Source organism: Salinicola sp. CR57 (assembly GCF_003206585.1).
Taxonomy (GTDB): Bacteria; Pseudomonadota; Gammaproteobacteria; order Pseudomonadales; family Halomonadaceae; genus Salinicola; species Salinicola lusitanus.
The window spans coordinates 74,688-88,976 of the sequence record NZ_PZJL01000015.1; the positions used below are offsets into that span (position 1 = coordinate 74,688).

Below are 14,289 nucleotides of genomic sequence, written 5' to 3' on the forward strand. Positions count from 1 at the left end.
CAGCGCCCGGCTGGGATGGTCGTGCCGATCGGTACCGAGCTGGTCGTTGAGGGTCTGGGCATAGCGGCTCATGCGGCCGATGGCGGCGCGAATGGCGTTGCGCTCGGTCTGGCTCATGCGGCCGATGTCGCGCGTGGCGTCTTGGGACGCCATGCCGGCACTGGCGATCACCGCGCGGCGCTCGGCGTATTTCAGGCGCGACCAGAGCGCGACCAGGTCACGATCGGCACTGCGCGCATGCAGCTCGGCGCGCAGTTCGCCGAAGCCGGCACGGCCGTCCGACTGGACGACTGGCAGATGCGATTGCCTGGTGGCGACATTATTCGGGTCGAGCTGAGCCGCCCGTCCGGCCGCATGGCCAACGGGAAGGGTTGCGATATTCATGGTGCTACCTCAACGCTGGGGTTTCAGGAGGTCTTGAAACAGGTCTTTCGGCGGCTTCATCGGCTTGAGCTCATAGGGCAGATGCTCGGCAAACCGGCGCTGGTAGTCGGGGTTCGGGATACCGCTGGGACTGATGGTCTTGTCCACCACGTACTCGCCGATGCCGTGCCAGCCGCAGCGCTTGTTGGTGCAGCACAGGTACGTGACGCGGTAGTCGTTCAGCAACTGCTTGGACGTTCGGACGATGCAGCGCGAATGGCACTCGAAGCACTCCCATTGGGGCCGGCTCTCATCGCGTTGAACCGCGACCTCGCGCCGGGTGGCGATCTTCTCGGCTTCGCTGAGTGCCGATTCGGTGATCGTCTTCTTCGCCATGTGCGTGGCATTGCCGCACCAGCCGCAGGCCGGCTCCGTGCACTGCTGGTAGGTCACGCCGGGGCCGCCCGGTAGCAATCGGGAACGGCGCAGGCGGCTCGGCGAACCGCATTCCGGACACTTCCACAGATTGCGCATTACCAACGCCCCCCAGCCGAGGTCAGCCTGCGCGATCCGGCGGCACGTGGGGACATCGACCGCGTACGGCCCCGTGCCAGGAATTCGGCCGCCTGATCGGTCGTTGCCAATCCCTGCTGATCACGCACCCTCTCCGATACCCGCTGTGTATCGCGGGCGGCTTCGAACGTGGTTTGGCGTGTATTGGGCATGGGACCTCTTTAGGACCTCTGGTGGGACCTGGTGGCGCTTCGGAATCGTCTGCAAAACGGCGACACTGAAGGCATCGAACTCATGGATGTCGCGAGCGCCCGGCATCTCGAGCGCTTCCCGAATCACCACCTGGCGGAGCAGGGCGGCTTTCCCGATGCCGGTGTCATCGACCAGGACGAGATTTCTTGCGTTACTGGACGGGCTGGGTCGACTGGGTCTCGGCACGGTAATGACCGACGCCGCGGAGATAGATGATCCGGGCCATGGAGGCGGCCGAGCGCACCTCTTCGCCCGCGATGCGTTCCAGCTCGGCGCGCTCGGCGGGCATCAATCGCATGGCGACGGGCCTCTCGACGCCGCGCGGACTACGGGTGGGCTTCGACGGCTTCACGTCCATGGGGTAAGCTCCGGGTTAGTGTCACGCTAAGTAGCTAAGTGCAATCAGAATGGAATCGTTTGATTCCCCTGTCAAGGGTATTTGCTCGATATGGATTCTATAGGGCTTCGTCTACGCGAGGAAAGGAATCGTCTGAATCTATCTCAGACGGAGCTCGGCGAGGCCGCGGGCATCACCAAGAACACGCAACGCCTCTACGAAAGTGATCAGCGCAGCCCCAAGGCTGACTACCTGTCGACCCTTGCGAACCTGGGTGTCGATGTTCAGTTCGTGCTGACAGGGCTCCGATCGCATCCCGACAAGAGCGATGCATTGGCACTAAACGGATCCGTAAATGATGCGCTGCCGGTGCCGATGTATGACATCGAGGCCGCAGCGGGGGCGGGGCGCCTCTTCGATGCCGAGACGATCCAGTCGACGTTCTACCTGCCGGTGGAGCTTTTCGAGGCCGAAGGCGTGGACCCGGCCCAGGTGGTTGGGGTGACCGCCCGTGGCGATTCCATGGGCGACACCATCCGCGACCGCGAGCAGGTGCTGGTCAACCGCGCCCAGCGCACGCCTGACGGCGTTTTCCTACTCCGCATGGGCGATGAGCTACGACTAAAGCGCGTGCAGCGCGTGGCCGGCGGCGCGTGGATACTGATCAGTGACAATCCGGCCTACGAGCGGGAACTGATCAAGCCCGAGGATCTCGGCGGGGTGGAGATCATCGGGCAGGCATGGCGGAAGGTGGGCAGGGTTTTTTAGGAGTTATTATGGCTAGAAATCGAAAGCGCCAGATTAGGTCCGGGGACCAACTAGCGAAGCCGAGTATCCATGACCTACTTCGAGTTCTGAATGATTCTCAATATAGGTTTCGTACAGCGCAAGGTGTGGCTAAAGATCTCGGCTTAAACCAGCAACAATCATTGCTGTTGCTTCGTGAAGGTGTCGAGTCCGGAGCTGTAGTAAAAGTCGCGAGAAAGAATGATGATGGGAGGATGCTTTATACAACCCCCGAGCGCTATCGGAAGTCCGCGAGTCTTGTAGAAAAGGTGCTGACTGGGGTGGCCGGTCGTGTTTTCTGAAGTTGTCAAAATTACAGGGCACAGCTTCAGTTACGAATGGTACCTTACAATATTTGGGTTGGTTGGTGGATATATTCCTTATCTTCTGGATATTTTTCTGATTCACGATCAGGAAAAATCTGTCAGACCCTACAGAGATACAGTCTATCATTTGACAAAGTTGATAATGTTGCCATCTTTGTCTTGGCTGTTGGTTGCACTGCTCGTTTTCAAACAAGGCATGTCGGGAGAGCTCTCAGCCTTATATGTTGGAGCCACTTTGCCAAATTTATTAAAAAGTATAATTAATAGAAAGCCTCCCGTAATTCATACTGAGCCAGGGGCATAGAAGGAGAATTAATGAACATTCATAATACTGGGTTGCCAATTTCCATTGATCTAAATGTACTGAATCACCTTGGCATTGGTTTGTACAGCAACACCCCGGCTGTGCTTACGGAAATTGTTGCAAATGCCTGGGATGCGGATGCTCATCTAGTGGATGTCACTATTGCAGAGAATAAGATCATCATAAAAGATGATGGCCATGGTATGGACAGAACCGCACTTGAGACGAAGTTTTTAACTGTCGGATACGATCGCCGTAATCACGGGGAAGAGGAATCGCCTGACGGGCGTCAGTGTATGGGAAGAAAAGGCATTGGAAAACTTGCCATGTTTTCCTTGGCGCATAAAGTTAGCGTTATTACAAAAACTGTTGAAGGGCCTGTTTCTGGTTTTATAGTTTATGTTGATGAGCTTAAGAAGAAAATCGAACAAAAAGAGCCTTATTATACCACTACTATCTTCGAATTTTCCGATTACCCTGAAGCCCATAACATAGAAAAGGGTACCATAATATACTTAGATGATCTTCAAAACAAAGTTGATAATGCTTCCGCGTATTTTAAACAACGTATTGCGCGCAGATTCAGTGTTATCGGTGAGCGGGAAAATTTTTTTGTAAAAGTCAATAATAGCTTGGTTACGCTCAAAGATCGTGGTTTTTACCATGCTGTTCAGTTTTTATGGACATTTGGAGATGATGAGGAAGAAACAGTAGAACTTTGCACTAATGCTAAAAAAATCAAGAATTTCGATGGTTCAGCGCCAAGTGGAAATCAAGTTTCGGGATTTATTGCAAGTGTCAAAAAGCCCGAGCAGCTACGTTACGACGACGGTAACAATAACGTTATAACTTTGATGGCCAACGGCAGGATTTTTGAAGAAGACATCAAGGCGAGACTCGACGATTCACGCGTTTTTAATAGTTATCTTGTTGGTGAGCTTAGGTACGATGTTATTGACGATAATGCTCGCCCGGATATAGCTGTCAGTAGTAGGCAGGGTGTGCAAGAGAACGATCCACGTTTTCAAGAATTTATTGGTTATATTCAGACTAGGATGAATGATATATCCAGTGATTGGGATGATTGGCGCCGTGAACTAGGCGCAGAAGAAATTGTAGAGGAGTTTCCCAAGGTTAATGAGTGGCTGGAAACACTCCCTTCTAGCTTAAAGATTCGCGCCAGACAATTAATTACTCGTGTCAATACAATGCGTTTCGGTGGAAGCGTTTCTAAACAGAAAGAACAAAGACGCGAGGTTTTAAAGTCTCAGATACTTGCTTTTGAAAAGCTGAAGCTTAATTACAATCTGGAAGCCGTAGACAAGGTTGATTTTTCACAAAGCTTCAAGGCTTTTCAAGATTTAATGGTGAGCGTACAAGACTTAGAAGCATCTCTTTATTGGCAGATAACTAGCCAGCGCTTGGCTGTCATCAAGAAGCTTGACCAAGCACAAGCAGATAGCGTTAAAGAGAGAATTGTTCAAGATCATATTTACCAAAATCTTTGGCTAGTTGATTCTCGCTGGGAATACAAGCAGTTTGAAACTCAATATGAAAAAACACTCACTGCTTATCTCAAAAAGGCTGTGCCAGATACTAAGGAAGGAGCTCGTTTCGATATCGGCTACCGAAGCACTTCTGGCCGATTCGTAGTTATGGAGCTCAAGAAGCCTGGATTGACAGTCAATGCCACAAAATTGATCGAACAGGGTGAAAGGTATTATCTGGCCTTAAAACAATTTTTCAAAGATCACCCGAGTGAGTCGCCGACGGGTGAGCCTGATCCGTATATCGATGTAATTTTGGTGGTCGACCGGACACCCTCGTCCATGAATGATTTACTAGCCGACAGATTAGTCCGAATCAACGGCCGCATCCTCACTTACAGGGGAATCGTGCAACAAGCCTATTCCGCTTACGAGGACTATCTTGCAGCGTCTCAATCAGTTTCTAGAATCGATGCCATACTTGAAGCTTTATGACTGATCCGGGCATTTCTAACAAAATGAAAGCCGTGCGCCAAAAAAACACTGGCGCCGAACTCATTACCCGACAAGTATTACACGGGCTAAGACTTCGCTTTCGTCTTCACCGCAAGGATCTGCCGGGCTCGCCGGATATCGTGCTGCCGAAATACGAGACCGCCATTTTCGTTCACGGCTGCTATTGGCACCGGCACCCGGGGTGCAAGTACGCGACGATACCCAAGACGAATCAGGCGTTCTGGTTACCAAAGTTCGAGCGCAATGTGGAGCGAGACGCCCGCAAGGAGGCGGCCTTGCGGACGTTAGGGTGGCGTGTATTGATTGTGTGGGAGTGTGAGACGCGGGATCTCGCTAGGCTGGAAGCTCGGCTTCGTGAGGAGTTCGAGTTGCCGCTTGCTCCCGATACTGCGACAGATGCGCCTGAAAGCTCTGGCCGATGACCTTGCCGAGTCGTACCGGGACGGCGTTGCCGATCATCCTACCGACGTTCCTGAAGTTGACACCCGTACCCGCAGGGGCGAACTGATAATTCTCGGGGAATCCCTGTAACAGCGCAGCTTCGCGTAGCGAGATGGCCCGATCTTGCTCAGGGTGTCCGAATCGACCGTTGCCGTAGCCATAGCAGAGCGTGGTCATCGTGGGGCCAGGCTTCTTCCACTCCATCCGTCCGTACACGCCGATGTAGGTGCTCCCGGAACTCCGGCTATGGCAGTCGGTGACGAGATCCGTGGGCCAGTCTTTCCAGGTGCCGCCAGGCTTCGAAGCCCGCATACGCCGCATGTTTCGCTCGTTCAGCTTGGATGCTTTGTGAAGCGGATCATCAGGGTGGCATTCGCCGGATTCGATCGCCGGTAAATGCGAGATCGTCTCTTCAACCGTTTTCGGCTGCCCGACATGGGTCGGTGGGATGATCGAGATGGGACCGAGCTTCGAGGCCAGGAGTACGTGCCGCCGACGCTGTTGCGGAAGGCCGTAGTCCGCACAGGCCACGCGGCCGGCGGAGACGAAGTAGCCTTCGTTCTCGAGCGTGGCGACGAACTCGTGGTAGATCGCGTGCTTTGTGACATCGGGCACGTTTTCCATGGTCACCAGCTCGGGCTGGGATTCCTTGATCAACCGCGCGAACGCGCCAAGGAGTGGCCACTTGTCGTCTTTGGTGGTGTCTCGGCCTTGGTTGTAGGTCGAGAAGGGCTGGCAGGGCGCGCAACCTGCCAGGAGCCGAACGGCGCCCTCGGCATACCATCCATCGAGCTCATTTTTATCGACCTGCCCCACGTCTTTCTCGACGAAGGTCGCGCCGTTGTTGAACTCGTAGGCGTGGCGGCAGGCGCCCTCGATGTCGTATCCAGCCCGGACCCGGATACCTGCCTGGCGTAGACCTGCAGTGAGTCCACCCGCGCCGCAGAAGAGGTCGACGGCTTCGATCATGAATGTCCTCCTATTCTGCTGGCAGTTTATACAGTTTTCGGGAAAATCTCGAGCGGTATTTTCGTTTCAGTTGGTTGCCGAGATCAAGCCACGTAGTTCATCCATGCTCAACCAGGGCGCCCGCGCGTGGATCATACGGTGGCAGTTCGAGCAGAGTAACGCTAGTTCCGAGAGCTTCGTCTTCGAGCCTGGCGTCAGATCGCGCACGGGTCTGGTGTGATGGCATTCGATGAAGCCCTCGCCCCGTGGGCCATAGACCGCCGAGAAGTCGAAGCCGCACGCTTCGCAGGCGAGGTTGCCTTTGGCTTCGAGTACCTGGGCTTTTTTCCGCTCGACGATCTTCCGGTTACGCTCGCGCGAACGGTGAACCCGCGTCAGTAACCGGCCTTCTGATGCTTCTTCCAATTCGGATTCAGTGGATTCTAGCGCGATTTCTTTCTGTGAATGAATCCATGCTCGTATCGTTCCTGCCGTTTTCTCAAGCCTTTCACGATCGCCGATGAACTCTGCGTGGACCAGGGCGTCGAGTTTGCTCGCCGCCTTCATTCCCCGTTCCCCGCCAGTGTCGATATAGCGGAGATTCGCGAGCTTCAGTGCCACACCAGCCGGCGAGCGATAATTTTCGTTCCGGATTTCTCCATCGAGTGGCGGAAAGAAATTGAGCATACGGCTCAATTCCTTCACATGGTGCTCGCTCGCAGAAAACCGAGAAGGAGGCAGGTCCACGAACAGGCTCAAGGCTAGTATTAGTTCGTCTCGGGACCATGCTTTGTTTCTGCTAGCCACTTCAGTTCCCCTATATTGAATGACACAGCACAGCAAGAAGGTGGGCACCCAGGCGTTATGTGCAGCCGTTTTTCTCTTTACAGCACCTACCCGCGATTTGCTCACCGCATTGGAGAGCTTCGCATTGATGAGCCTCCCACGCCACGCTACAACGTGGCGCCGGGTACGTGGATCTCGTCGATTCATCGGCAGGCGGACGATCCGCAACTGACGTTCGACAGCGTGTGGTGGGGTTACAAGTCGAAGTGGGCAGGGGGGACAGCGCCGCAGCCGATCAACGCCCGCGTCGAGACCGTGGCCACCTACAAGTTCTACCAGGTGGCGTTTCAGCGCCATCGCTGCCTGACTCGACTGACGGCTGGTTCGAGTGGCTGCCGGGCGCCACACCCTAGCAGCCGCACTTTCTGTGCCGCGAGGGCCGGGAGCCGTTCTTCTTCGCCGGCATCTGGACCGAGCGCGCCGATGGCAAGCCGGGCGTCGCGATACTGACCGAACTCGCACGCGGTTCAGCGGCGAACATTCACGACCGCATGCCGCTGATTCTGACCGATGAGAGCCTTGAGCCTTGGCTCGACCCGGCGCTGACCGATCGCGACACCATCCGGCGCTTCGTGAAGCACGCCCCCGCCGAAGCGTTCACTCATTGGGCCGTCTCGACCGGCGTGAACCAGCCGGGCGAGGGTGAGGATGAAGGTCTGGTGAATCCGGCCTAGTTTCGTATCATATTGTTTAAAAAGGATAAAATATCTTCTCGAATCAGAGAGTGATATCATTTTGACATCATGTGGTTTCTATTTGATTATTTGCGATGCATAATGGCTGCGTAGTGTCCCCATTCGGTGGCACGTGTATCGCAGGAGTAGTTTAAATGCTCACCCTCAGGCTACCCTCGGAGCTTGAAGACACGCTTGCATTTTTCGCAAGCTCTCGGGGATTTTCTAAAAATGCCGTTATTGCAGATGCTCTAAGAGAGTACATAGAGCGACATTACGAAGATGAAAAACCGTTGGAAACAGCGGTTCTCGACCATCGCATTGAGGAGGTCAAGAAACTCATCGATGCAGACAGGGATCAGTATCGTGATGCGGCGGAGATCTCTGACTGGATCGAGCGTCGAGTCATTTGGACTGCTCGAGACAACCCTTCGGGAGCCCCTGACCATGGCAGGATTTACGGTAGAAACATCGTCACTGGCTTCAACTACGACAAAGATAGCGACTGTAAGTACCATCTAATTGTCGATCACTTGTCTCCTAATGGTCGACGTGGTTTCGAGCGGCACCACCGTTATATTTTCACTCTCGATGAGTGGCGAAAAAATATGCAGGTCATCCATAAACAGCCTTGAACTGTGATCTGGATCTTTCGGGTTCATGCCCTTGCACGGGGTATTTCTCTCCACCTCTTCGTATACCTCGGTGACCGATGCGCGCAGCGCAGATGCCAGGCGGCGCCTGCGCTGGGCGTGCCGATCTTGACGGTGCCGCGCCCCATCTTCTGATTCAGTTCGTCCATCACGCCCATCAGCTTTTCGCTGCGCTGACGCTCGGCGTCGCTTTTCTGTTTGCGCAGCTTCTCGGCACTGCGATGCCACAGCCGTACTGTGACGCCCGCGGGCAGTACTGCGGCAATCAGATAGCCGTGATGGCCTGGGGCGCCGGCCGGATGAGGCCGATCAGTTTGACATTGGCCATGGTGCATTAGCCTTCCTTTAAAGTGCTGTATGAGTATACAGTGCCTTATGGAAGGCGAGCCCTGGCAGAAGATTCTTTGGGGCCCGGTGGACGAAAATGGCACGGGGCGGGCAACGGCGCGGCTCCTGACGATCATGAAAAATTGCATGCGTGGGGAAACGATGCAGGTTCAGTACTTGGGACCACTGATGATGGGGCTGGGGCATCCAGCGTTGGCGGGCTATGACCTGGGGAGCTTCCCGCCGAGTTGCTTCGCCGTGGAGCTGAAGGAGGGCGCCGGCTTCGATGGCCCACTGATCGAGGGCGACGTGCTGATCGTGGACGAGGATCGGATGATCGGCAACGAGGATCTGATGATCGCCAAGGTGGAAGGCGAACACCTGCTGGTGAGAGCGTGGCGCATCGGCGGCCGGGTGCGGCTGATACCGCTGCACGGCCGGGAGTCACTCTTTGCGCGGGAGGAGATGCTGCTGGGCGTGGTGGTGAGCCAGGCGCGGCGATACCTGGTATGACTGACTAGCTGCCACCAAACGCCGCAATAAAAATCCAGACCACTGCGGCGACTCCGTATATTGTTCTAAAAACGTATGAAGGTCTTAGTGGGGACGGGTCGGTCAGTCGATTGAAATGGCTATCTGGGTATCGTCGAAGGTGTCTCTCAAGGACATTGAGATAGCGACTCAAGAGCCATTCGAGCAAGCCGAATCCCAACGACAAGAGGCTTACGCACAGACAGAGGACTCGCTCGGCGCTGGATAAGGAGCCGATATTGCTCTCCCAGAAGAGCACGGCGCTTATGCCTCCGGATATGGTGAAAAACAGCGTCAGTATGGCTAGTCGGAAATTGCTGTAATGGCGAAAGCTGGCGAGTGTTTCCTGGTACTCCAGGTCGTCACTGATGCTCATGGCTCCACCCTCCAGAGAGGATGAGTCTGAATATATCCACAGAGTGCCGAGCGAGAGCATGAAATTCATGGTGCTTTAGTGGCAAATTGCCTCATGAGGTCGATCGTCTCTATCCCGTTGCCACTCGCTCATCGGGTCCAGCTTCGGCCAGGCCTGAGACACTCGTGGCTGCTGCCGCGCGGCTTGATTACCGCTTGCCCCGGCCGGGGCAGAACCAGCGCTAGGCGCCCTTGCGGCCTCGCGCCAGTTCCTGGATCAGTGCTCTGCCATCCGCCTCCTGCCTCTTATCGTCAATCTTGGAGTCATAGCAACGCCGGGGGGCTGTGGGTCAATTCCGAATCATTCCAGTAACCCCGCTAATAGCGTTTTAACGCTATACCTTGGCCATATGCAGTTTTTTGGCTATGGCTTGGGGTGGGCCGAAATGTGATATCACGGCGCGAGTCAAAAAGCAGGCCCCGATGTGTGGGGCTTGGCTTCCCACGGCTTTTGTCCTTCGAAGGGGGCGGGTCATGACCTCGGCTGTCAGGGTTCTGAGTAGTGCCGTCACGCCGATGAGGAGTGAACTCGGTGCCCTGGTGCCTGCTGACCTAGCCGTCAGTATCTACGCTGCACTGGATGATGCGATCTCACACCGTATCCGGGTGCCGTAGCCGTTGTCGTCGAGGGCGTCCTCGACCTCCGTAATCAGCCAGTCGGCGCCGTCGATGTCGGCTTTCCAGCCGATGAGCGTGAGCGGTGTTTCGGGTGTGAGGTCGGCGCGGCCGTGTGCCAGGGTCAGCTCGAACGTGGCCTTGCCGCGCTGAATTCGACGGAGCTCGGCCTTGGCGGCGTCGAGGGCGTCGGTTTCGCTGGCGTAGGTGTCGCGCAGGGTCTTGGGCTTGTCGTTGCCGCCGACCTCGACCGCCTGACGCGCGGCGCCGGCGGTGTCGTTCCAGTGCGCGATCACGCCGGTGTGGTCGTCGCGGTCGCTCTGGGTGAAGCGATGGCGGTCGCCGTCGCGGCGGGTAAGGACGACGCCGGGCAGGGCCAGGCCGCTGGCGCTGAGACCTTCGCCGGCGCGGGTGAAGATCAGATGGCCGGCCTTGATCGTGGCGATGGCGTCGAACCGCTTGCCCATGCGGGTGATGAAATTCAAATCGGATTCATCGGTCTGGTCGATATGGCCGATGCGGATGCCGGCCAGCGTGTCGCCGATGACCGGGGCGAGGTCGTGGCGCTTGGCGATGGTGTCGATGATGTCGGCGATGGTGACGCCGTGCCAGGACTGCGAGCGCTTGCCGGGCAGCAGATTACGCATGTCGGCAGCGCGGGCGCGGATGGCCACGCGATCCGGTGAGCCGCTGTGCTCGACCTCGTCGACGATGAAGATGCCGCGATCGACCAGGCCTCCATCCTGCCAGCCGATGGCGACGTTCAGCGGGGCACCGTGAGGTGGCAGCGCCAGCCGGCCATCGTGGTCGGCGAGAGTGAGGGTGAGCTGGTCCGCCTTGCCACCGAGCTGGCCAGTGATGCGCAGGTTGATCAACCGGCCGTTGATGCGGGGGGTGATGTCCTGCCCGTCGAGCGTGATGCGATAGCCCGGGCGGTGGTAGCCGTGGCCAGCGCTCATGCGTAGGCCCCGGCGAGGCGAGCGAGCGATGACGTGGTGAGACTTCCGAGCAAGTCGGTTCGATCATCGTCAACGTGCTCGAGCGAGAGGAAGAACTCGATCTTGCCGGCGGTGCCGTCACGAAGCAGCTCGCTCGACGTCTCGTCGACCTGGGTGATCACCCACAGGCCGTACTGCCGGCCTGTGCCTTCGATCAGCGGCCAGGCGTTGCCCTGGCTGGCCATCTGGCGCAGAACATCGAGTTCCAGGCGGCCGCCGGTGAACTCGGGCAACAGGATGCCGCTGAGGGTCAAGGTGTCGCTGCCCGGGCCGAGATATTGATAGGCCGGGCGCGCGCCGACCCGGGACTGGGCGGCGTGGCGCCAGGCGCTCGCGCGCTGCAGCTGCTGGTAGGGCACCGAGCGCGTTTCGAATACGAACATACCGAGGGCCATGAGCATAGTGCTCTCCTGTGATCCGGTGGGGGCGTAGGGTCTGTACGAAAACTGCCTGCGCTCAGCAATACGGCGTTAAAAACCGACTCAAAATGCTCATTTACACCCCGTAAACTCCGCTTTTTCATCGTTTTTTGCCTTGTCTTGCCATCGCTCGCCGACTTTTCGTACAAACCCTAGTCTCGATCCCACATCGACGAACGTTGATACGCGGCCCGCTCTCGCTGCGCCTGCTCAAGGGCGCGCTGCACTTCCTGGGCGACCTGGCGCGCCAGGGCGTTTTCGTCCATGCCGGGGGCGGCGTGGATATGGATATCGCCGATCTGGACGCGGTTGTCGCTGGCCGGGGGCGGGCCGCCGGCGGTGAGCGGGGCGCGGGTATCGAGGGTGATCGGGGTCGGCCCAAGCAGAGCGAGTTCGGGCGCGAACGGTGGCTGGGCGCTGGCGGGGACGGCGGCGGCGGCCAGGGTGAGCCCGGCACCGGCCTGCGTCACCTGTTTGGCGATCTCGGCCATCCGCCGAACGGGCTCATGACCCTGCCGATCGATACCCTGATTGAATCCCTCGACGGTCGAGCCGCCGATCGCGCGAAACACTTTCGAGGGTGAGTTGATGTCGAGCCTATCGCTGACACCCTGGATGACAGTCTGGGCCATGTTGCTGGCGCGATCTCTGACGTCAGAGACCGCATTCTTGATGCCATCGCCAAGGCTAGTGGCGACATTCTTGCCCGCATCGAGCATGCGGTTGGGCAGCGACTTCAGATAGTCGATGGCGGCGTCCCACTTCTCCTTGAGCTGCCCCATCAGGTCCCAGTCGGTGACCAGTTTGACGACCGCGTCGATGGCGCGGCCGGGGGCCGTCTCGAACCAGTTCCAGAGCTCGGTGATGCCTGTCCAGGCGCTCTTGAGGCCGTTGACGATGGCGTCCGAGAGGGTGCTCATGCGCTCTGGGACTTCGATGCCGAGCTTGTCGAGGGTGGCGACGATGCCCTGATAGATCAGCCCCAGCGGCGACCAGTTGGCGAGTAGCTGCATGACGCTGCCGATACCGCCGGCGAAGGCGTCCTTGACCTGCTGCCAGCGCTGGCTGAACCACTCGCTGATCGCGCCCCAGTGGCGGTAGATCTGGTAGGCGGCGACGCCGAGGGCGGCGACCGCGGCGACGATGGCGAGGATCGTCAGGCTGGCGGGATTGAACCCGAGCAGGGTGAGCACGCCGCTGAGCGCGGTAAGCGGGGCGAGCACGGCGCCGATGCCGCTGGCGAGCAGGCCAATGGTGGCGAGCATGCCGCCGAGCACGCCGAGGAACTGGGCCAGCAGGGTGGTCAGCTCGGGGTTGTCGTCGATCCAGCCGGCGATGCCGCGGGTGATCGCGGCGATGGCCTTGACCAGGTCGCGCAGGGCGCCGTCGTTGGCGTCGGCGAAGGCGATGCTGGTCTCTTCCCAGGTCGCCTGCAGGCGGTCGAGGTCGCCGCTCAGGTCGTCCACCGCGCTGCGGGCGGCGCGCAGGTTTGTGCCGCTGAGGTCGGGTACGCGGGCGGCGGCCGGTGTGACGAGGTTCGGTGCGGCGACGTTTGGTGCGGCGCCGTTCGGTACGGCGACGTTCGGTGCGGCAATGGTCTGTGCGGCGACGTTAGGTACGGCGATGGCGGCCGGAGTCACGGTCGCGGCGCTGCGTCTGCTGGCACTGAGCACATCGGCGAAGTGGGCCATGGCGCCCTGTTCGGCGAGGTCGACTCCGGCCTGGCGGGCGAGCGTGCTGGTGCGGGTCACGCTCGCGACCAGCTCACTGCCGTTGGCCTGGGCGAGCAGCACCATATCGCCGAGGGAGGCCTGGATCGCCGCCGGGCTGACCTGGCGCTCGAGCAGCGCGGCCTGGGCCGCGGCGATGCGGGTGGCGCCGAAGCCGGATTGGGTGCCGAGCTCGCGGGCCTGCTGGGCCAGTGCCTGGGCGCGCAGGTCGTCCCGGGTGAAGTCGCCGGCGCGGCGCACGTGGCGCTGCTCGCGCTGGAATGCCAGGGCGGGGCCGAGCAAGGTCTTGGCGCCCTGGATCAGGCTGTCGAACCCGAGCCCGCCGCTGGGCAGCTCGGCGGGCTGCGGTTGCGGGCGAGCGCGCGCCGCGGTCGTTGCCGCGGATCTCGCGGCTGGCGTTGGTACGGATCTCGCTGCAGGTGTCGGCAGGGATCTCGCCGTGGGTGTCGGCGCCGGTAGCGCACGCCTAGCCTGGGCGGCCCGGGCCACCGGCGGTGGGGCCGAGGCCGCCGCAGTGGCAGCCGGGGCCGGCAGCAGGCGCTGCTGGCGCACCATCGTCTGGCGGAGCTGATCGAGGGCGTCGCGCAGGCGGGCGCTATCCCGCCAGGTGCGGTCAGCGACGGCGGTATCGGCGCCGACGGGCGTCGCCGGTCGAGCGAGCCAGGGCTGCTCGCGGCGTAGGCGGGTCAGCGGGGCGGTGAGCTTAGCGACGCTGGCGAGCAGCGCCGGGAGGGGGAGGTTGCGCGCCATGGGGGGCCTCGTTCATTGAGCGTTGGCGGGCGCGCTCGCGCCACTCCATCAGTTCGCGC

General features: G+C 59.0%; 16 protein-coding genes. 7 read left to right on the forward strand and 9 right to left on the reverse strand.

What is annotated here, in order from left to right; genetic code table 11:
• The 3 genes from DOM56_RS18835 to DOM56_RS18850 form a co-directional block, all read right to left on the reverse strand.
• Positions 1-384: hypothetical protein (locus tag DOM56_RS18835; protein ID WP_198655841.1), on the reverse strand; the 384-nt coding region annotated here is incomplete at its 3' end.
• A 9-nt stretch (positions 385-393) separates the two neighbouring features.
• Positions 394-897 (reverse strand): ogr/Delta-like zinc finger family protein, encoded by a 504-nt coding sequence (locus DOM56_RS18840; protein ID WP_110710504.1) that lies wholly within the window; start codon positions 895-897, stop codon positions 394-396.
• 382 nt (positions 898-1,279) lie between these two features.
• Entirely contained in the window at positions 1,280-1,486 is a 207-nt protein-coding gene (locus DOM56_RS18850) for a hypothetical protein (RefSeq protein WP_110710506.1), read from the reverse strand.
• 90 nt (positions 1,487-1,576) lie between these two features.
• Here DOM56_RS18850 and DOM56_RS18855 point away from each other — a divergent pair, with 90 nt between their 5' ends.
• The 3 genes from DOM56_RS18855 (at position 1,577) to vsr (ending at position 5,306) form a co-directional block, all read left to right on the forward strand.
• On the forward strand, positions 1,577-2,233 hold the full coding sequence (locus DOM56_RS18855) for a LexA family transcriptional regulator (RefSeq protein ID WP_157958285.1): 657 nt from the start codon (positions 1,577-1,579) through the stop codon (positions 2,231-2,233).
• Between the two features lie 659 nt (positions 2,234-2,892).
• Positions 2,893-4,863: an ATP-binding protein gene (locus DOM56_RS18860; RefSeq protein WP_110710508.1), complete on the forward strand. Its 1,971-nt coding sequence runs from the start codon at positions 2,893-2,895 to the stop codon at positions 4,861-4,863.
• A gap of 23 nt (positions 4,864-4,886) precedes the next feature.
• On the forward strand, positions 4,887-5,306 hold the full coding sequence (gene vsr / locus DOM56_RS18865; protein WP_110710557.1) for a DNA mismatch endonuclease Vsr: 420 nt from the start codon (positions 4,887-4,889) through the stop codon (positions 5,304-5,306).
• On the opposite strand, the gene DOM56_RS18870 is transcribed toward vsr, so the two are convergent.
• Positions 5,218-6,294 (reverse strand): DNA cytosine methyltransferase, encoded by a 1,077-nt coding sequence (locus DOM56_RS18870; protein WP_110710509.1) that lies wholly within the window; start codon positions 6,292-6,294, stop codon positions 5,218-5,220. The two genes, vsr and DOM56_RS18870, sit on opposite strands and share 89 nt — an antisense overlap.
• A gap of 66 nt (positions 6,295-6,360) precedes the next feature.
• On the reverse strand, positions 6,361-6,960 hold the full coding sequence (locus DOM56_RS18875; protein WP_232822362.1) for an HNH endonuclease: 600 nt from the start codon (positions 6,958-6,960) through the stop codon (positions 6,361-6,363).
• 177 nt (positions 6,961-7,137) lie between these two features.
• Here DOM56_RS18875 and DOM56_RS18880 point away from each other — a divergent pair, with 177 nt between their 5' ends.
• The 3 genes from DOM56_RS18880 (at position 7,138) to DOM56_RS18885 (ending at position 8,428) form a co-directional block, all read left to right on the forward strand.
• Complete coding sequence (locus tag DOM56_RS18880; protein ID WP_280951305.1) at positions 7,138-7,569, forward strand: SOS response-associated peptidase family protein; 432 nt, start codon at positions 7,138-7,140, stop codon at positions 7,567-7,569.
• Entirely contained in the window at positions 7,524-7,793 is a 270-nt protein-coding gene (locus tag DOM56_RS20065; RefSeq protein WP_280951306.1) for an SOS response-associated peptidase family protein, read from the forward strand. The genes DOM56_RS18880 and DOM56_RS20065 overlap by 46 nt, the downstream gene beginning before the upstream one ends.
• A gap of 155 nt (positions 7,794-7,948) precedes the next feature.
• Entirely contained in the window at positions 7,949-8,428 is a 480-nt protein-coding gene (locus tag DOM56_RS18885; protein ID WP_110710511.1) for a CopG family transcriptional regulator, read from the forward strand.
• 23 nt (positions 8,429-8,451) lie between these two features.
• Here the strand turns inward: DOM56_RS18885 and DOM56_RS18890 are convergent, their stop codons facing one another.
• The gene (locus tag DOM56_RS18890) at positions 8,452-8,781 is read right to left on the reverse strand and encodes a DUF4113 domain-containing protein (RefSeq protein WP_232822363.1); all 330 of its coding nucleotides are present in this window, start codon (positions 8,779-8,781) and stop codon (positions 8,452-8,454) included.
• A 139-nt stretch (positions 8,782-8,920) separates the two neighbouring features.
• On the opposite strand from DOM56_RS18890, the gene DOM56_RS18895 reads away from it, so the two are divergent.
• Positions 8,921-9,286: a hypothetical protein gene (locus tag DOM56_RS18895; RefSeq protein WP_110710513.1), complete on the forward strand. Its 366-nt coding sequence runs from the start codon at positions 8,921-8,923 to the stop codon at positions 9,284-9,286.
• A 998-nt stretch (positions 9,287-10,284) separates the two neighbouring features.
• On the opposite strand, the gene DOM56_RS18905 is transcribed toward DOM56_RS18895, so the two are convergent.
• From DOM56_RS18905 to DOM56_RS18915, 3 genes are all read right to left on the reverse strand, one after another.
• Entirely contained in the window at positions 10,285-11,292 is a 1,008-nt protein-coding gene (locus DOM56_RS18905) for a contractile injection system protein, VgrG/Pvc8 family (protein ID WP_110710515.1), read from the reverse strand.
• Positions 11,289-11,732, reverse strand: a complete 444-nt coding sequence (locus tag DOM56_RS18910) for a phage tail protein (protein WP_110710516.1) — start codon at positions 11,730-11,732, stop codon at positions 11,289-11,291. Before DOM56_RS18910 ends, DOM56_RS18905 begins: the two co-directional genes overlap by 4 nt.
• Before the next feature lie 170 nt (positions 11,733-11,902).
• Entirely contained in the window at positions 11,903-14,230 is a 2,328-nt protein-coding gene (locus DOM56_RS18915; protein ID WP_110710517.1) for a phage tail tape measure protein, read from the reverse strand.
• Between the last annotated feature and the right edge of the window lie 59 nt (positions 14,231-14,289).